The sequence below is a fragment of the Microbacterium binotii genome (assembly GCF_021398715.1).
GTDB classification, from domain to species: domain Bacteria; phylum Actinomycetota; class Actinomycetes; order Actinomycetales; family Microbacteriaceae; genus Microbacterium; species Microbacterium binotii_A.
Window position 1 is genome coordinate 2,809,392 of the sequence record NZ_CP090347.1, and the last position, 17,656, is coordinate 2,827,047.

Sequence of the window (17,656 nt, forward strand, 5' to 3'; positions counted from 1 at the left end):
CTATCGAGACACCCTACGAGCCCCCGAACAGACGACCGGCGACTCGCAGCGTCCCGATGGTCTGACTCAGTGGGCCGCATCCGCGCGCGCACCGCGTTTCGTCAGACGCGAGATGCCGGTGACCACGGCCACGATCACAAGCCCGAGCGCGAGGCCGAAGACGGCGGAGAGGGCCGTCTCGATGATCCACACCACCACGGGGCCTGCCGCCTCCACGAGGTGCGTGACGGCGTGGACGAGGTGCTCGGGTCCGTCCCAGAGCGTCTCGGCCAGGTTGCCCACGACCAGATGACCACCGACCCAGAGCATGGCGACGGTACCGACGACGCTGATGACCCGGAACACAGCGGGCATCGATGCGACGACGCGGACGCCGAACCGGCGGATGCGGCGCGCGTCGCTCTTCATGAGTCGCAGACCGATGTCGTCGATCTTCACCAGCAGCGCGACCGCGCCGTAGACCAGAGCGGTCATGGCGAGGCCGATGACCAGAAGCGCGCCGAGGGTCATCCAGATGCCGAAGTCGGGGTCGAGGCTCGAGAGCGCGATCAGCATGATCTCGGTGCTGAGGATGAGGTCGGTGCGCACGGCGCCGAACACGAGCTTCTTCTCGTCGCGGGGGGCGTCGTCATCCGCATCCTCGTGGTGCGCACCGAACCACTCGAGGACCTTCTCCGCACCCTCGAAGCAGAGGAACCCGCCGCCCAGGATCAACAGGAACGGCAGCACCCACGGGGCGAATGCGGTCAGCAGCAGCGCGATCGGGATGATGATCACGAACTTGTTGATGAGGCTGCCGAGCGCGATCTTCCACACCACCGGCAGCTCTCGCGCCGGCGTGATGCCCTGCACGTACTGCGGGGTGACGGCGGCGTCATCGATCACGACACCCGCGGTCTTCGCGCTCGCCTTGATGGCGGCGGTCAGGATGTCATCGACGACGGCGAGCAGGCCGACCGACATATGCACTCTCCCGGATGCGAGGGCCGCAGCCGAACGGCTGCAGGGGCGGATGCCCTCAGCGAGGATATCGGCCCCGGGAGGGGCGGGCTCACGGGTTGTGCGAACCGCGGCTCCGGCTCACGCGCCGGCGCGCACCGGGCCCGTGCTGCCACGCATGATGAATTCGACGGGGGGCAGATCGATCGGGGCGGGCTCCCGGCCCTCCACGAGGGAGATGAGCACCCGGGCGCTCGCCCGACCCCACTGGATGACGTCCTGACGGACGGTGGTCAACGGGGGCACCACGTAGGGCGCGAGCGGGATGTCGTCGAAGCCCACGACGGAAAGGTCCGCGGGCACACGGAGGCCGCGATCGATCGCGGCCGACATCCCGGCGATCGCCATCAGGTCGTTCGCGTAGATGATCGCAGTGGGCGGAGCCGCCAGATCGAGCAGCTCATGTGTGGCTTTGGCTCCGGCTGCTCCGGTGAAATCGGCGACGACCGTCGGGCCCGGCTCGAGACCGAGTTCGGTCATCTCGTCTTCCCACGCCCGGCGGCGCACCGCGGAGTGGACGTACCGATCGGAGCCGCCGACGTGGGCGATGCGCCGGTGTCCGAGCGCATGGAGATGACGCACAGCGCGACGGACTCCGGCGGCATCGTCGAGGCCGATGGGATCCGGCCCCGCGCCGGAGGGGGCGTCGGGCCCGACCAGAACGTAGGGCAGACCGAGCTCGGCCAGTTCCACGGGCCGCTGGTCCCCGATCCGGAGATCGCCGAGGAAGACCCCGTCCACTCGCGCCTCGTTGGCGAAGCTCGCGTACGCCGCGCGCTCGGTCTCCTCGCTGTCGACGACCTGCAGGACGAGAGCGTAGCCCTCGCCCGACAGCGTGCTCTCGACGCCCGCGATGAACTGCGGGAAGAAGGGGTCGGTGCTGAAGAGCTCCGGCTCACGCCGCACGATGTAGCCCAGCGCCTGTGCCCGGCTGCGCGAGAGCGCCCGGGCGCGGGCGTCCGGCTTCCAGTTCAGGGCTGCGGCCGCATCCAGGATCCGAGCCCGCGCCTCCTCGCCCACCCCGCCGCGACCGTTGAAGACGAACGAGACGGCACTCTTCGAGACGCGGGCCATCGCCGCGACGTCTCCGATCGTGGCCTTGCGGGTCTCGCCCTTGCGCTTACCCCGAGCGGGGGCGGCGCCCGCACCGCTGGGAAGGGAAGGCTCGTTCTGCACCTCAGAATCATAGCGTCGTTTAGTCCGATTTAGTTGTATGCGCCGCAGCGTCATCCTCGCGATACCGCGGAATCATGCGTGTTGCCATGAAGAGTTGATCTGCCGAACAAAAACCGGTTTACTCGTGGAGCGTGCACAGCACGATCGGGGTCGCGACGTTGCCGTCCCCGGAGCGAGACGAGGGAGTACGCGACATGTCGCGACCAGGGCGAAAGGCCGAACAGCAGTGACTGCGCTCATCAGCCGACGCGACGCGTCACCGCGCCGACGCCGCCGACTCCAGCGGTGGCTGGGCGAGAATCCCCTCGGGATGCTGCTGAGCGCGCCGTACGTGGCGTTCGTCGTCGTGGTCTTCCTCGTGCCCTTCGGATTCGGCGTCTGGATGTCGTTCCACGACTTCTTCTTCACGGCCCCCGGCGTGCAGGTCCCCCAGCCGTTCGTCGGGTTCGACAACTTCGCCCAGGTGCTGGCCGACCCGCAGGTGCACCAAGCGTTCCTGAACCTGCTCGTCTTCCTCGTGATCAACGTGCCGCTCACCGTCGTGCTGGGCCTGCTCCTGTCGAGCGGCCTGAACGCCGTCGTGCATTGGAAGGGCTTCTTCCGCGTCGCGTACTACATCCCCTATGTGACGGCATCGGTGGCGACCATCGCCGTGTGGATCTTCCTCTTCAACGGCAACGGCGTGGTGAACACGCTGCTGGGTGAGCTCGCCCCCGACCCGACCTGGCTCGCAAACCCCGCGATCATCATGCCGCTGATCGCGGTCTACGTGACCTGGAAGAACCTCGGCTTCTACATCCTGCTGTACCTCGCAGCTCTCCAGAATGTCCCCCAGGAGCAGTACGAGGCGGCTCAGCTCGACGGCGCCGGTCGATGGCAGCGCTTCCGCTCGGTGACCCTGCCCGGGGTGGCGCCGGTGACCTCGCTCGTCATCCTGTTGTCGATCATCACGACAGGGCAGATCTTCACCGAGCCCTACCTGCTCACCGGCGGCGGACCCAACGGCGCCTCCCTCACCCCCGCGCTGTTGATGTACCAGAAGGGCATCCAGCAGGGGCAGCCGGACATCGCGGCCGCGATCGGCATGATCCTCGTGCTGCTCGTGATGATCGTGTCGCTCGTGTCTCGTCGCCTCACCGAGAGGAAGAACTGATGGCCTCGATCGCTCCGCGCACCCGTCGCGCAGAGGAACAGCCCCGCTCGGTCGGCGGCTCCCGCGCCCTCGCAGCGCTTCGCTTCGCCGCGCTGGGCCTGGGCGCCCTCGCGGCCCTCGTGCCCTTCTACTACATGGTGATCGGCGCACTGCAGCGCCAGCGCGACACGACCCTGTTCGGGCTGCTCCCCTTGCCCGGCAACCTGACGCTCGACAACTTCGTCGAGGTCAACGAGTCGATCAACCTGTTCCGATCACTGCTGAACTCGCTGATCATGACGGCGGGCGTCGTGGGGTGCACGCTCGTGTTCGGGCTGCTCGTGGGCTATGCGCTGTCGGTGCTGCAGTTCCGCGGCCAAGGATTGGTGTTCGCCCTCGTGCTGCTCGTACAGGCCATCCCGTTCCAGCTGCTCATGATCCCGCTCTACGTGATGGTCGTGCGCTACTTCAACCTGGCCGACAGCTACCTCGGCATGATCCTCCCGTTCGCGATCAACTCCGTCGCCGTACTGATCTTCCGGCAGTACTTCCTGCAGATCCCGAAGGAGATCTTCGACGCGGCGCGCATCGACGGAGCGGGTGAGCTGCGGATCCTCCGCTCGATCGCGGTGCCGCTGGTTCGTCCCGCCGTACTGACCGCGATGCTCGTCACCTTCATCGGCCCCTGGAACGAGTTCCTGTGGCCGTTCCTGGTCACGAAGGACGCCAACCTGCAGACCCTGGCGGTGAGCCTGGCGAACTTCTCGCAGTCGAACGGCTCCTTCCTCGCGAACCCGATGGGAGCGGTGCTCGCCGGTGCGTGCGTGCTCGCCGTTCCTGTCGTGGTGCTCTTCCTCGTCTTCCAGCGGCACTTCACCTCGGCCAACCTCGGTTCGGCCGTGAAGGGCTGATCGCTGTGGCACCAGCATCCTCGACCCGTCCCTCGACAAGGCAAGGCAGATGACCCAGACCGACGAACTCGAACCCGACGCCACCATCGCGTACGCACTGCGCCGGGTCGGCAACCTCATGGAAGCCGACACGAACGACCCCCACGAGGTGGAGGGCGTGCTCAACCCCGCAACGGCGTGGGGACCCGACGGCGAGCTCTACCTCTACCCGCGCATCGTCGCGGAGGGCAACGTCTCGCGCATCGCCCGCGCCCGCGTGGTGATCGAGGATGGCGTGCCCACCGGCGTCGAACGCCTTGGGGTGGTGCTCTCCCCCGACGAGGGGTGGGAGCACGGGCGACAGAACGCGGGTGTCGAAGACCCTCGGATCACCTTCGTCGAACCCCTGGGTATCCACGTGATGACGTACGTCGCATACGGCCCGCTCGGGCCCAAGTCCGCGATCGCCGTCTCCACGGACACCGTCACGTGGCGGCGGCTGGGGCCCATCCGCTTCGCCTATCAACCCGAGCTCGACTCGGATCTGAACCTCTTCCCCAACAAGGACATCGTCTTCTTCCCCGAAGCGGTGCCGGGACCGGACGGGCGCCCGTCGTTGGCCCTGCTTCACCGCCCCATGTGGGACCTCGACTGGCTGCGACCGGGCGAGGGTGCGCGGCCGCCGGCCGGCATCGCCGACGATCGCCCGTCCATCTGGCTCGGCTACGTCGATCTCGAAGCCGCGACGCGCGACGTCAACGCGCTCACCCTGGTCGAGAACTCGTCGCAGATCGTCGCTCCCGAGGCGGCGTACGAGTCGGCCAAGATCGGCGCCGGTCCGTCGCCGCTGCGCGTTCCGGAGGGCTGGCTGCTCCTGCACCACGGCGTCTCCGGTGCGACACCCCGCGGATTCGAGCTTGCACACGGATCGAAGTACAGCGCGGGCGCGATCCTGCTGGATGCGGCCGATCCGCGCCGTGTGCTCGCGCGCACGCCGGAGCCGCTGCTCGCGCCCGAGACCGCCGAGGAGCTCTCCGGCACGCTCGGCAATGTCGTCTTCCCCACGGCGATCGAGAAGATCGGCGAACGCTGGTTCGTGTTCTACGGCATGGCGGACTCCTCGATCGGCGTCGCCGAGTTGGAGCGTGCCGAAGGCTGAGCGCGATGGAGCGTTCGCACGGATGCGGCGGGGCTTCGGCCTCGCCGCATCCGTGTTTTGGCTGACTGCTCCCGGCGGGATCTTCGATCGCGGAAGCAAGCGTGGCCCCCGCTCATAGGAGTGACGACCTCGAAGACGGCTCGCGCCGCAGCAACATCCGCCAGGCCCGAACGACGGATGGCCGGGTCCGAAGACCCGGCCATCCGTCGACCCGCTGGATTCAGTCGCCCGCCCGACGCCGGCGCCGGTCGAGCACGAGCGCACCGCCCAGGGTGAGCATGAGCAGTGCCGCCGCCGCAGTCCACGGCGCCCAGGCGAGGTCCGCGCCCGTGCTCGGGAGCGCTCCGACCGCCGGGTTCTGCGGGTTCTGCGGGTTCTGCGGATCCGTCCCGCCACCGGCCGCGGCCTCGATCTGCACGGCCACAGAGGCGATGTCGACGCCGTCGCGCATCACGACGATCGTGTGCGCACCGCCGGGGACGTCTACGGGGATGTCCGCGGTGAGCGTGAAGGCTCCGGCCGCATCCGCCGTGACGGTGCCGAGATCCCGCGGGCTCGACCGCAGCTGCATGAGGTACTGCGCGCCGGGCGTGAACTCCACGCCCGTCACCGTCACCTTGCCTCCGGCTCGCAGTCCGTCCGAAGCGGTCACCGTCGGCGTCCGATCCGACTGCTCGACGACCTCCACCGACACCGGCGTGGTCGCCGGCGACCACCCGGCCTCGTTCTGCGCACGCACCGACACCGCGTACGTACCGGGGGCGAGCCCGTCGGCACGCCCGGTCAGCACGTCGCCGCCGACGGGGATCACCCGGTCGCCGATCGTGAGCTCGTACGCCGAGACCGCAGCCCCGCCGTCGTCCTCCGGCGCCAGCCACGTCGCGATGACCGCGGAGCCTTCGGCAGTCGCCGTCAGCGAGGCGGGCGCGGAAGGCACCGTGACCTCGGGCTCCTGGCCGATCTCGACGAGGCCGTCCAGCGCGGCGCGCAGGGCCTCTGCCCGCTGGTCGATCACCGACTGCCCGATCCCGCTCGTGCGCAGCGCCTCCTTGGCCGCCTCGAGCGCGGGCAGCACCGGGCGCCAGCTGTCAGCGGTGTAGATGTTGCTGTCGAGCGCGTTGCCGCGGTCGACGAGCTCCTGCAGCGCGGCGGTGTCGACGGCGACGTTGACCGTGCACCAGCTGATCTCGTCGCCCTTCGCGTGGGTGAGAAGCACTCGCGTCGACCCCGACTCCCCCGCCCGCAGGTCGAAGGCGACCGAGCCGTCCTGACCGACGCGCGGCGCGCCCTCGACGCGGGCGACGGCCGCCTCCACCGGGTAGGCGGTGAAGACGTCGTCGACGTCGAGCGGGGCGATGGTTGCGGTCACGGTGGCGATGTCACCATGGGCCGCGCTCACGTCGGGCGAGGTGCACGAGAAGTTGTAGCCGCCGTACAGCTCGAACTCGAACAGCGAGATGCCGTACTTCGTCACCGGCAGACCGGCGACCCGCACGTAGCGCACCTCGGCGTCGGCGAAGTCCACCGTGTTCTTCAGCTCCGCCGAGGTCTTCTGCACCCGGACCAGCTCCTGCCAGGTCTGACCGTCGAGCGAGCCCTCCAGCCGGAAGTCGTTCGAGGTCGCCGACTCCCACGTCAGCACCGCCTGGTTGACGGTCCTCGGTGCCTCCAGGTCGACCTGCAGCCAGCGCTCCGTCTTGTACGGCGCGTCCTCGCGGCGCGACGCCCAGCGGGTCGTCCCGATCCCGTCGGTGGCGAAGCGCGGCTCGAGCGTGGCGTTGTACGACGACTCCGCGGTCGTGGGCCGGCCGAGCGCGAGGTTCTCCCGCCCGACGGGCGTCGTGGGCGCCGAGGCGATCGCGTCGCCCTCGAACACCTCCATCTCCCAGATCGAGACGCCGTACTGCGTCGTGCTGCGCTGGATCGACTGCATCCGCACATAGCGAGCGTTCTCCTGCACCGCGATCACGTCGAGTCCGCCGTCGCTGCCGCCCGAGGGCGTCACATAGGCGTCGCGCCAGTTGTTCTGATCGTCGGACACCTGGATGCGGTACTGCTTCGCATACGAGGCCTCCCACCAGAGCCGGACGGTGCCGATCGGCTGCACCGAGCCGAGGTCCACCTGGGTCCACGCCGTGTCGGAGAGGTTGGCGCTCCAGCGGCTGGCCATGTTGCCGTCGGTGATGCTGCCGGCCGCGGACCCGCCCGACGCCGTCACCGATCGACCGAGTGCCAGGTTACGACTGGCCTGCACCGACATCTCGGCGATCGAGTAGCCGCTCCCTCCGGCACTCTCGAGCAACAGCACCCGCAGGTAGGTCGCCGCGGTGGGCGGGAACTCGAGCGTCTCGGTGCCTCCTTCCGCGTTCTGCACGAAGCGCAGATCGCTCCAGTTGGCACCGTCCTGCGAGGTCTGCACGAGGTAGCGCGTGGCTGCCTCGGCACCCCACTCGAGGGTCAGTCCCGTCACGAAGGCGCCGGCGCCCAGATCCTTGGCCACCCACTGCACCTCGCCGTCGGCGGAGGCCCAGGAGGTGGCGGCATCGCCGTCGCCGGCGAGCGCGGCACCGCGCCCCTCGGCGGAGCTGCTCGCCGTGTAGGCCGACGTCTGGGCGCCGTCGGTCGGCGTCAAGGACGCCGTGACGGTCTTGCCCAGGTTCGGTCCCGACCCCAGAGCGAAGGTCGCGGCGTGCACCGCGTCCGGCGCCCGAAGGGTGACGGCCACGACGAGCCCCGGCTTGTCGGGGTTCGCGATGCTGACGACGGGCTCCGCACCCGACTCGTCGAGGATGACGATCGCGGGCTGAGTGACCTCGAGCGTGCGTCCGTCGCCGAGATCGAGGGCGCCGGCCTGGAAGAACGTCGCCATCGTGCGCTGAAGACCCGCATGCTGCACGGCCTGCACGCTCGCGTCGTTCTGCAGGATGCGTACCGCCGGAGCGGCGGCGTAGCGCTCGACCTCAGCCGGGGATGCGGCGGGCAGCACGATGTACTCGTAGCCCGCGTCCGTCGGCTTCGTGCCGTGGTCGAAGTACAGGGTGAAGGCGTCGCGGCTCACCGCATCCTCGCCGACCCAGCTGCCGGTCTGCGCCTTGTTGGAGACGGTGACCGGCGCATCGGACGGGAAGACGTATCCGACCTCGTCGTTGTAGGCCCATGCCGGGTCGTCCACGACCACGCCGTCCGCGCCGTCGGCGACGGGCTTGCCGTCCACCATCGCGTTGTCCTTGGCAGCGGCCTGGTTGACGACGCTGTGCACAGCCGCATCCGCCGTCGAACCGATGCCCGTTCCCAGTGCCACCATCTCGTCGTCGAAGAGGAAGGTGCTCTTCAGCCCCTTCGTCTTCGCGCGGTCGAGCGTGTAGACGTTCGCGCCGTAGTGCCCGTCCGAGACGCCGCCCGTGAAGCTGCCGCCGTTGCCGACGCGGCCGTTCGTTCCTCGCGTCTGCTCCTTCGCGTAGGGAGCCGTGACACCCGGGTAGTGGAACCAGTCGAACGCGGGACCGAGGTCGAGGTACTCGCGGTTGTTCACCTGGATGGCGGTGGCCGAAGCCGAGTTCCAGAAGACCTCGTTGCCGACCTCGGGACGGAACGTGGAGCGATACTCCGCTCCGATCGTGCGGCTCGAGTTCAGACGCGTGAAGATCGCGTACTCGTCGCGGACGTGGGAGGAGAACTCCGACCGCCAGAAGTACTTGTCGCCCGTGACGCCGTTGCCGGGGGTCTTGCCGCGGATGTTGTCGGCGAGTGCGCGGTACTGCGTCGCGTAGAGGGCATCGGTGCGCGCCATCTCATCGAGCGGCTCGAGGAACTCCGACGCGTAGCTCGTGACGCCGTCGATCGTCTTGGGCGGCCGGTACCCCAGGTAGAGCATGCCCACCTCGCCGCGGATCATCCAGCGCGTGCCGTTGATGATGTAGAAAGCGATGTCGTCGAGCTGCGCGCGGGTGAAACCGAGGCTCGTGCCCCGCGCCGCATCCGCCCACAGCGCGACGTTGGTGAACAGCGCCATGCCGTAGCCCTCGCTGTAGAGCTGCGCCTCATGGGCCCAGAAGCTGGCGTCGGGCTGCACGGCCTCATTGACGTTCCCGGAATCGTCGACGGCGACCGTCGCGGCCATCGTGTCGAAGCCGGAGGCGATGTCCTCGAAGTTGCGCGAGGCGACCGCCTCGAACAGGTAGTTCGTCGTGCGCCACGCGCCGTTCGCACCGACCGGGTCGAGCTTCCCGGTGTTGTGCTTCAGGCTGGCGGCGAACGCCTCGTCGCTGAGGACTCCGCCGAGGAAGATCGAGATGCGCCCCATGGCCATGGACTCGCCGATCTCGGTCTCCCACCAGTTCTGGTTGCCGGGATCGACCGCGTCCCAATGCGTCAGGGCGCGGTCGACCGCGGTGACCAGGGCGGGAGCCTCGAAGCCCTTCGCGTCGGCGTCGCGGTACGCGTAGGCCATCGCGAGCATCCGGTACAGCGCGATGTAGGCGGACCAGGTCGCCCCGTTCGCCGAGCTCGTCCGGTCGGCGTAGTTCACGTCGGACCAGGAGCCGTCGGGGTTCTGGGAGGCGGCGTACTCCTGCGCTTCGGACACCCGCGCCAGGTAGATGCCGTTGGCGATGATGATCTCATCGCCCTGCGCCAGGTAGTACTCCTGCAGACGCGTCACGATCGTGTTGACGTCGTCATCAGGGGTGGCTGCCGTCGCGGGCACGGTGGCGAGCCCCGTGAAGGCGAGCACCAGGGCGACGACGAGAGCCAGCGAGGCCCTGATTCTTCTCATGACGGTCTCCTTCGGCCGGTTGAGAGATGCGCGCACGCGTGCGCGAAGAGGATGCGGGCGTGGGAGCCCGGCGCGCCGTACGTCGACGCGGACGAGAAGAGGAGGGCCGGGGAGCATCACGCTCCCCGGCCCCGGTTGATCAGCCCTGGGCTGCGAGCGAGTCGATCTTGTCGGCGGCGCTCTTCATCTGCTCGGCGAGATCGCCCTGACCGGACTGCACGGCGGCGCCCCAGGTGTCGCGGAAGGTCTGCCAGATCTCCGTCGCGTTGGCGATGTTCGGCACGTCGACCGTCAGCGGGACCGCCTGGGCGAAGGTCGCCAGCAGCGGGTTCGCGGCGAGGTAGTCGCCCGCCACCTCGGTGAGGTCGGTGCGGATCGGGAACTGACCGGTGGTCTCGAGCAGAGCGAGGTCGTTGTCGGCATCCATCGAGAACTTGGCGAAGTCCCACGCGGTCTGCTTGTTCTGGCACGAGGTGTACAGACCGACGTTCTTCGAGTCGCCGAAGGTGTAGGTCTCCTCGAGCGTCTTGCCGTCGGCGGTCGGCAGCGGAACCACGCCGTACTCGACCTTGCCGTCGAACTGCGCGGCGCCCCACGGGCCGGCGATGCCCATCGCGGCGACGCCGTCGGCGAAGGGTCCCGCCCATGCGTCGCCGCTGTACGCCTCCGCCGACGAGTAGCCGTCGGCGTAGAGCGTCTTCCAGAACTCGAGCGTCTGCATGCCCGCCTCGCTCGTGAAGGTCGCCGCACCGTCGGCCACCAGCTGCGTGCCGTCGGAGTTGGCCAGGTAGAACGGGTAGAAGTCGAACAGCGCGTTCGTGTAATCGCCGGATGCCGGCGGGTACAGCGCGTAGTCGGCGGCGCCCGCATCCTTGATGGCCTTCGCGGCCGCGAGCACGTCGTCGTAAGTCGACAGCTTCGGCGCTTCGGCGTCGAGCCCCGCCTCGGCGAAGGCGGTCTTGTTGTAGTAGAGCATGAAGGGGTTGGCCTTCCACGGCACCTGGTACAGGTCGCCGTCGGGCGAACGGAAGCCGTCAGCCGCGTCGCCCGAACGCTCGGTGATGAAGGACTCGCCGTCGTCGAACGTCTTCGAGATGTTGACCAGGCCGCCCTGCTTCTGGAACGAGGGCACCGCAGCAGGTGCGGTGTTGTAGACGAGGCAGGCGGTGTTGCCCGCGGTGATCGCCGCCGAGATCGCATCCTCCGACGACTTGCCGGCCGGGATGGCCTCCGCCGTCACCTGCTCGTCCGGGTGGTCGGCGTTCCACGCCTCGACGACGGCCTTGCCCCAGGCGATCTCCTGCTCGTTCGTCGAGTACCAGATCGTGATCGGACCGGAGGTGAGTTCTGTGCTCGCTGCGTCGCCACCCCCCGAGCTGCACGCTGCCAGCGGAACGGCAACGGCGACGAGGGCGACAGCAGCGCTGATGGAACGCTTCATTGCGCGGACTCCTTCTCGCAATACTGCCCACGCCAGCCATTGCGTTTCTGTGATTCGGACCTTCGGAGAACGTCCACACGCACGGGTCGCGCGCGGTCGCACTGATCCACGCCCGCGGGTGGCGCTCTCAGTCGTCTCGTCGAGTGGTTGCAGCCTTAGTAAACCGGTTCTGATGCACCGCGTCAATACTCAAAGCTGTTGCGAAAGACGCGTTACTAAATCGGTATATCTCTACGATGCGCGGCACTGCCAGCGGCGAACGCGCAGGATGACTCAGGCACCCTTGCGGGCCTGGTGGCGCGCGACGCGGTTGCGGTTGCCGCATCCCGCAGCCGTGCACCAGATCCGGTTGTGTCGCGGCGAGGTGTCCAGATAGACCCAGCCGCATGCGTCGTCGGCGCACTGACGGGCGGCGCGCAGGTCCGATGTGATCAGGTCATGGGCGAGGACGGCGATCGCCGCACGAGGCGCCGTGACATCTGGCGGCACCCGCCACCGCCAGGACGCAGATCCCGCGTCGTGCTGGAGCGTCGAGCGGCCACGAGCGGCGACGTACTCCTCGGCGATGAGGTGCGCCGCAGACTCGGATGAGGTGAAGACCGCCTGGTAGATCGCCTCGCGCAGCGCGACGACCGCTCGGAACTCGCGTGCCGCCGCATCCGGATCCGCCGCAGTCGCGGCAGCGAGAGCGCCATCATCCACGACCCCCATCTGCGCACACCACGCCACGACGTCGTCGAAGTCGGCGAGGGTGTCGATCGCCCGGCTCGAGTCGAGCCGCCAGTGAACCGTGTCGACGAGATCGAAGCCCGGGTGACCGCCCACCGCGGGAAACGGTGACCTCTCCCGCGACTCGCTCATGGTCCGAGCTTAATGCGCGATTCCAGGTTGTGCCGTTAGTCGGGTTCATGCCAGGGTCTAATGCATGTTCAGCCGCTTATCCATTAGGCCGTGTCGTTCGGGTCTCGGCCGCGACTTCGGTCGGTTCTGGCTGGCGCAGGGCGCCTCATCGGTCGGCGCGCAGATCAGCGAGCTGGCGGTTCCGATGCTGGCGGTGCTGGTGCTCCACGCCTCTGCCGGCGAAGCGGGGCTTCTCGGAGCGGCGCGGTGGGTGCCCTTCCTGCTGCTCGCGCTGCCGCTCGGGGTGCTCGTGGATCGCTCCCGGCGACGTCGCATCCTGATCTCCTCAGACCTCGCCCGCGCGGCGGTGACCGCGGTGATCATCGCGCTCGCGCTCTCGCAAGTGCTGACTCTGCCCCTCCTCGTCGTGCTCGTCGGGGTGCTCGGCGCCTTCACCGTCGCCTTCGAGGTGGCCTATCAGTCGTTCCTGCCGACGGTCGCCGGGCGCGACCAGCTCGAGCGGGCGAACGGCCGGCTCCAGGCGACGGTCGCCGCAACCGAGATCGGCGGACCCGGGCTGGCGGGCCTGCTGATCCAAGCTCTCTCGGCCGCGTGGGCGCTCGCGGTGCACGCCGTTGCGTACGTCGTCTCCGCCGCCGCTCTTCTCCGCATCCGCACGCCCGAGGTGATCCCCGCCTCGTCCGGGCGCAGCGCGATGACCGACCTGCGCGTGGGACTCGCGTTCGTCCGCCGCGACGGCTACCTCGTCGCCTTGCTCGGCTTCTCGGCGATCTACAACCTCTTCGCGCAGTGGATCATGGTGCTCTTCACCGTGCACGCGGTGCGCGAGCTCGGGCTCGAGGCCGGCCACCTCGGCCTGGTGTTCGGACTCGGCGCGATCGGGGCCGTGATCGGTGCCGCATCCGCACCGGCGAGCGTGGCGCGATTCGGAGCCGGCCCCGTGCTGGTGGCATGCGCTGCCGCGGAGAGCGCCGTGCTCGCTGCGCTACCGTTCCTCCCCGGCGCGTGGGGCGGGACCACCCTCGTCGCGGCGCTGGTCGTCGTGTTCGCCGTCAACGGCGCGGGCACGTCGCTGTCGAGCGTCGTGGCGGTGACGCTGCGTCAGCTGCGCACGCCGGACCACCTGCTGGGCCGCGTCAACGCCACGATGCGGTGGATCTCGTACGGCGTCGTGGCGATCGGTGCGGCCGTCGGTGGTGCGGTGGGCGAGACCATCGGCACCCGGTGGGGGATGGTGATCGGCTGCGCGGGGGTGATGTTGACGGTGATCTGGGTGGGCGCGTCACCGCTTCGCCGCATCCGGGATCCTCGTTCGCTCGCGCGAGACGTCACCGAGGCGAAAGCGTCCGCCGCATCGCCGTGACCTGCCGCGGCCCGTTCGTCACCAGATGGTGCCGCCGCCGACGGAGATGCCGCCCCAGGTGAGAAGGATGAAGATGATCGCGAACACGACGGGCGCGATGCCCTGCCCGCTGCGCGCGAGCCCCTTCAACAGGCCGATCACCGTGAACACGGCGGCGACGATGGAGAGCCCGCCGCCGAGGATGAGCCCAATGAACAGCGGGATGGGCATGAGCACGAGCCCGGCGAGACCGAACCAGAATCCAGCCCAGGCGCTCGGGTTGCGGAGACGTTCGACGGTGTAGGACACGTCCCCATTATGCGGGGCGTGTGCTGATAGAACACAAAAGCCCCGGCTGACCGGGGCTCATGGCGGAGACGGAGGGATTTGAACCCTCGGTCCCCTTACGGGGACTCCACCTTAGCAGGGTGGTGCACTAGGCCTGACTATGCGACGTCTCCAGTGGCGGCTTGCGCCGAACACACCCGTCCATCATAACCGGTCGGTTCGCCCCCACCGAACAGGTCCCGGATACTCGATAGCGGATGCGGTGGGCACCGCATCCGGAAGGGCATGCGGTGGACCCGAAACACCTCGTCAGTTCGGCGGCGCTCGCGCTGCTGGCCGGTTTCGTCGACGGCTTCGCGTTCGTGATGCTCGGCGGTTTCTTCGTGTCGTTCATGAGCGGCAACACGACACAGGCCTCGGCGGAACTGACGGGCGGTGCGTGGGGCGCCGCAGGATACGCGGGACTGCTCGTCGCGGCCTTCGTCGCCGGCGGGGTCACGGGCACCGCCGTGTCGATCCGCGCACGGTCACGCGGCGTCATGACCCTCGTCGCACTCACGCTGCTCGTCGCCGCGGTTCTGGCCGGGATCGGTCACGTGCCGGCGGCGGGGCCGGTCCTCGCGGCCGCGATGGGCGCCACGAACGCCGTGCACTCCCGCGACGGCGCCGCCCCCTTCGGCATCACGTATATGACAGGGCAGCTCATGAAGCTCGCCGAGAACATCGTCGCCGCCTTCCGCGGCGGCGACCGGCGCGCATGGATGCGGCACCTCGCACTGTGGGTCGCGATCGCGGCCGGTGCGATCGGAGGCGCTGCCGCGGCACGCCTCGTGGGCCCCGCCGCGCTCTGGCTTCCCGCGGTCGCCGCCACCGCCACGGCGGCCACCCTCGTCCTGCGGCGACGAGTCCCGTCGGCGGACGTCAGGTGACTGAGGAGGACCATCAGCTCATGATCGAATGGCGACCGGCAGAACCGGTGGATGCGTCGGGCATGGCCGAGGTGCAGGACGCCATCCACCGCGCCGGCCTCTGAGCGCTACTTCTGCGGAACGGTGCAGGTCACCTGGCTCGCGTTCTGGCCCGAGATCGACGACGGCAGCTCGACCGCCGTGTCTGACGGGAGCGCCTCGCCGCCCTCCGTCGCCGCAGGGGCGGGAGGAGTCGCGGCGGGATCCGGAGTAGCGGTGTCGGGCACCTCGCCCGTGACCTCGACGCCGAAGCCGCCACTGGCCTCACCCGTGAGCTGAAGCGGGCGGTTCTCGCGGAGTGCGGCGAAGAGCTCGTCCGCCGCACCCGAGATCGGAACGAGACCGTCGCCCGAGTAGGCCGCCGGGTACTGGACGAAGACGATGTCCTCGAACGGGACATCCTTCAGGGCCATCGCGATCTGTGCCATGCGCGTCGGGTTGGCGAGCTGCTTGTCGAGCACGAGCTGCTTCTCGCGCACCTGCGTCATGGCGACGTTCGCGAAGTTCAGCAGCTTGCCCGCATCCCCGAAGACGGCGTCGCCCTGCAGCTTGCGCACGAGCGACGACATGAACTGCTGCTGGTTCGAGATCCGGCCGAGGTCCGAACCGTCGCCGATGCCGTGACGGATACGCAGGAACTGCAGCGCCTGAACCCCCTGCAGCGTGTGCGTTCCGGCGGTGAGCACGAGGCCGGTGTGCCGGTCGGAGATGTCGCCCTGCACGCAGACGTCGACGCCGCCGACGGCGTCGGAAAGGTTGATCACGCCGGTCCAGCGGATGGCGGCCGCGAACTGGATGTCTTCGCCGGTGAGTTCCTCGACGGTGCGCACGGTGCACGGCAGGCCGCCGTACATGTAGGACGCGTTGATCTTCTCCGTGCCGCCGCCCACCGTGTTGCCGTCGGAGTCCTGGCACTCGGCGATCGGCACGAAGGTGTCGCGCGGGATGGACACGACCGTCACTCGGCGCGGCGCATCGCTGATGTGGACAAGCATCGTCACGTCGTTGCGCTCGCCACCGTCATCGTCGATGCCGCACCGCGGGAACAGGGCGAGATCCTGCCCCTCGCATGAGTCGGTGCCCACGAGCAGGAGGTTCACCCCACCTTCGATCTCGCCGAGGCCGGGAGGCAGAGCGGGGTCGCCGTCATTACCGATGTCGACGGCGTTGTCCTGGATGGTGGCTGCGGCATCCCAGAGGTGGAAGCCGACGACGCCCGCGGCCGAGGCGATGCCGACGACCACGGCAACGGCCGCGATCGACAACGCCTGCACGAGAGGATGCGGAGACCGCAGCCGTCCGTGCCGGGCGACCGGGAGGCCGCGAGGACGCCGCCGTGGCATCAGCGCAGGTTTCCGTTCGAGCACGTCTCCTCAGCGGCGGTCTGCCCGGCGATGGAGGACGGCAGCTCGACGCTGTCGGTCGGGGTCGTGGGCTGCGCCACGTCGGCGGACTGGGTCGGCGCGGGGGTGGTCGGGTCGGTGGGAGCCTCGGTCGGATCGGCGACGATCGTACCCTCGCCCTGGCTCGTCGAGCCTGTCAACACGAGCTGCTGGTTGGCCTCGAGGGCGGCGAACAAGGTTTCGGCGGCGTTCTTGTTCGGCACCACGCGGTTCGGGTCGGCCGGGTCGGTGAGCGTCGGGTACTGAACGAAGACGATCTCGTTGAACGGCACTTCCTTGACGGCGAGCGCGATCTGCACGAGCGTCATCGGATTCGTGAGGCTCTGGCTCGGCGTGACGTTCTCGACGCCGACGGTAGCGAGCTTGTAGAGCGTGGCGGGATCGCTGAGCACACCCTCGCCGACGAGCTTGCGCGCGAGACGCGACATGTACTGCTGCTGGTTGGAGATGCGACCGAGGTCGCCACCGTTCCCGACGCCGTGCCGCGTCCGGAGGAACTGCAAAGCGTCCCAGCCCTGCACGTTGCGCGTGCCGGCGGGCCAGTCGATGCCCGTGTACGGGTCGCGGATGCCGTTGGCGATGCAGACGTCGACGCCACCGATGGCGTCGGTGATCTGGATGACGCCGCCGAAGGTGACGGATGCGGCGAACGGAATGTTCTGACCGGTCAGCTCGGAGATCGTTTTCACCGCGCAGCTGAGGCCTCCATATGAGAAGGTCGAGTTCAGCTGCTGCTTGCTCATTGCCGACGTCGTCGAGCCGTCCTCCCGCGTGCAGGAGGGAATCGGGATCATGAGGTCGCGCGGGAACGAGATCACCGTCACCCGACGCGGGTTGTCGGAGATGTGCAGCAGCAGGTTGACGTCGTTGAGGTCGCCGTCGGCATCGGCGCCGGAGCACCGGTCGCCGAAGAGCTCGGCGTACTCCGGCTCGCAGGCGTCGGTGCCGGCGAGGAACAGGTTCACGCCACCCTCGATCGCCCCGATGTCCGGCGGCACGGCGCTCTGTCCCTCGAGCGCGACCGCGTCCTGCGTGAGGTTGGTCGTCAGGCTCCAGACGTTGTAGCCGACCACGCCGATGCCGGCGACGAGCACCACGGCGAGCGACACGGCGACGAGCTTGAAGAACTGTGCGACGGGATGCGGCGAGCGCAGTCGGCCGTGGCGCGCCACCGTCTGGCGACGCCCGCTTCGGGTCGGGCTCACGCGGGTCCTCTCGTAACA

The 17,656-nt window shown here is 68.9% G+C and carries 13 protein-coding genes and 1 tRNA gene; 5 read left to right on the forward strand and 9 right to left on the reverse strand.

The features are described from left to right. Positions 1–66 precede the first annotated feature (66 nt). Both LXM64_RS13690 and LXM64_RS13695 read right to left on the reverse strand, forming a co-directional pair. Positions 67–963: a DUF808 domain-containing protein gene (locus tag LXM64_RS13690; protein WP_234073682.1), complete on the reverse strand. Its 897-nt coding sequence runs from the start codon at positions 961–963 to the stop codon at positions 67–69. Between the two features lie 117 nt (positions 964–1,080). Next, entirely contained in the window at positions 1,081–2,175 is a 1,095-nt protein-coding gene (locus tag LXM64_RS13695) for a LacI family DNA-binding transcriptional regulator (protein WP_234073683.1), read from the reverse strand. A 226-nt stretch (positions 2,176–2,401) separates the two neighbouring features. On the opposite strand from LXM64_RS13695, the gene LXM64_RS13700 reads away from it, so the two are divergent. From LXM64_RS13700 to LXM64_RS13710, 3 genes are read left to right on the forward strand one after another with little or no spacing between them, the layout of a single operon-like run. Beyond that, positions 2,402–3,328 carry a sugar ABC transporter permease gene (locus tag LXM64_RS13700; protein ID WP_326490532.1) on the forward strand — a complete coding sequence of 309 codons (927 nt, stop codon included), beginning with the start codon at positions 2,402–2,404 and terminating at the stop codon, positions 3,326–3,328. Then, a complete protein-coding gene (locus tag LXM64_RS13705; RefSeq protein ID WP_234073684.1) occupies positions 3,328–4,218 on the forward strand; it encodes a carbohydrate ABC transporter permease in 891 nt (296 codons plus the stop codon). The genes LXM64_RS13700 and LXM64_RS13705 overlap by 1 nt, the downstream gene beginning before the upstream one ends. A gap of 49 nt (positions 4,219–4,267) precedes the next feature. After that, positions 4,268–5,356 carry a glycosidase gene (locus LXM64_RS13710; RefSeq protein WP_234073685.1) on the forward strand — a complete coding sequence of 363 codons (1,089 nt, stop codon included), beginning with the start codon at positions 4,268–4,270 and terminating at the stop codon, positions 5,354–5,356. A gap of 220 nt (positions 5,357–5,576) precedes the next feature. Here the strand turns inward: LXM64_RS13710 and LXM64_RS13715 are convergent, their stop codons facing one another. The 3 genes from LXM64_RS13715 to LXM64_RS13725 form a co-directional block, all read right to left on the reverse strand. Then, on the reverse strand, positions 5,577–10,130 hold the full coding sequence (locus LXM64_RS13715) for a discoidin domain-containing protein (RefSeq protein ID WP_234073686.1): 4,554 nt from the start codon (positions 10,128–10,130) through the stop codon (positions 5,577–5,579). A 139-nt stretch (positions 10,131–10,269) separates the two neighbouring features. Beyond that, on the reverse strand, positions 10,270–11,571 hold the full coding sequence (locus LXM64_RS13720; protein WP_234073687.1) for an ABC transporter substrate-binding protein: 1,302 nt from the start codon (positions 11,569–11,571) through the stop codon (positions 10,270–10,272). A 273-nt stretch (positions 11,572–11,844) separates the two neighbouring features. Continuing rightward, on the reverse strand, positions 11,845–12,432 hold the full coding sequence (locus tag LXM64_RS13725) for a CGNR zinc finger domain-containing protein (protein WP_234073688.1): 588 nt from the start codon (positions 12,430–12,432) through the stop codon (positions 11,845–11,847). A 64-nt stretch (positions 12,433–12,496) separates the two neighbouring features. Between LXM64_RS13725 and LXM64_RS13730 the strand changes: the two genes are divergently transcribed. Then, the gene (locus tag LXM64_RS13730; protein WP_234073689.1) at positions 12,497–13,795 is read left to right on the forward strand and encodes an MFS transporter; all 1,299 of its coding nucleotides are present in this window, start codon (positions 12,497–12,499) and stop codon (positions 13,793–13,795) included. Positions 13,796–13,813: 18 nt separating this feature from the next. Here LXM64_RS13730 and LXM64_RS13735 read toward each other — a convergent pair whose 3' ends face one another. Together LXM64_RS13735 and LXM64_RS13740 are read right to left on the reverse strand one after the other, a co-directional pair. Beyond that, positions 13,814–14,083, reverse strand: coding sequence for a hypothetical protein (locus tag LXM64_RS13735; protein ID WP_234073690.1), 270 nt, complete (start codon positions 14,081–14,083; stop codon positions 13,814–13,816). A gap of 60 nt (positions 14,084–14,143) precedes the next feature. Beyond that, a tRNA-Ser gene (locus tag LXM64_RS13740) sits at positions 14,144–14,235 on the reverse strand. Positions 14,236–14,352: 117 nt separating this feature from the next. Between LXM64_RS13740 and LXM64_RS13745 the strand changes: the two genes are divergently transcribed. Further along, entirely contained in the window at positions 14,353–14,991 is a 639-nt protein-coding gene (locus tag LXM64_RS13745; protein ID WP_234073691.1) for a YoaK family protein, read from the forward strand. A 107-nt stretch (positions 14,992–15,098) separates the two neighbouring features. Here LXM64_RS13745 and LXM64_RS13750 read toward each other — a convergent pair whose 3' ends face one another. Continuing rightward, complete coding sequence (locus tag LXM64_RS13750) at positions 15,099–16,304, reverse strand: LCP family protein (RefSeq protein ID WP_234073692.1); 1,206 nt, start codon at positions 16,302–16,304, stop codon at positions 15,099–15,101. 68 nt (positions 16,305–16,372) lie between these two features. Next, a complete protein-coding gene (locus LXM64_RS13755) occupies positions 16,373–17,638 on the reverse strand; it encodes an LCP family protein (RefSeq protein WP_234073693.1) in 1,266 nt (421 codons plus the stop codon). Positions 17,639–17,656 lie beyond the last annotated feature (18 nt).

What these genes read in the sequence shown, in the direction of transcription:
- LXM64_RS13730 (WP_234073689.1), top strand. Translation starts at nt 12,497, where the DNA reads ATGTTCAGCCGCTTATCCATTAGGCCGTGTCGTTCGGGTCTCGGCCGC.
- LXM64_RS13720 (WP_234073687.1), bottom strand. Translation starts at nt 11,571, where the DNA reads ATGAAGCGTTCCATCAGCGCTGCTGTCGCCCTCGTCGCCGTTGCCGTT.
- LXM64_RS13715 (WP_234073686.1), bottom strand. Translation starts at nt 10,130, where the DNA reads ATGAGAAGAATCAGGGCCTCGCTGGCTCTCGTCGTCGCCCTGGTGCTC.
- LXM64_RS13710 (WP_234073685.1), top strand. Translation starts at nt 4,268, where the DNA reads ATGACCCAGACCGACGAACTCGAACCCGACGCCACCATCGCGTACGCA.
- LXM64_RS13705 (WP_234073684.1), top strand. Translation starts at nt 3,328, where the DNA reads ATGGCCTCGATCGCTCCGCGCACCCGTCGCGCAGAGGAACAGCCCCGC.
- LXM64_RS13725 (WP_234073688.1), bottom strand. Translation starts at nt 12,432, where the DNA reads ATGAGCGAGTCGCGGGAGAGGTCACCGTTTCCCGCGGTGGGCGGTCAC.
- LXM64_RS13690 (WP_234073682.1), bottom strand. Translation starts at nt 963, where the DNA reads ATGTCGGTCGGCCTGCTCGCCGTCGTCGATGACATCCTGACCGCCGCC.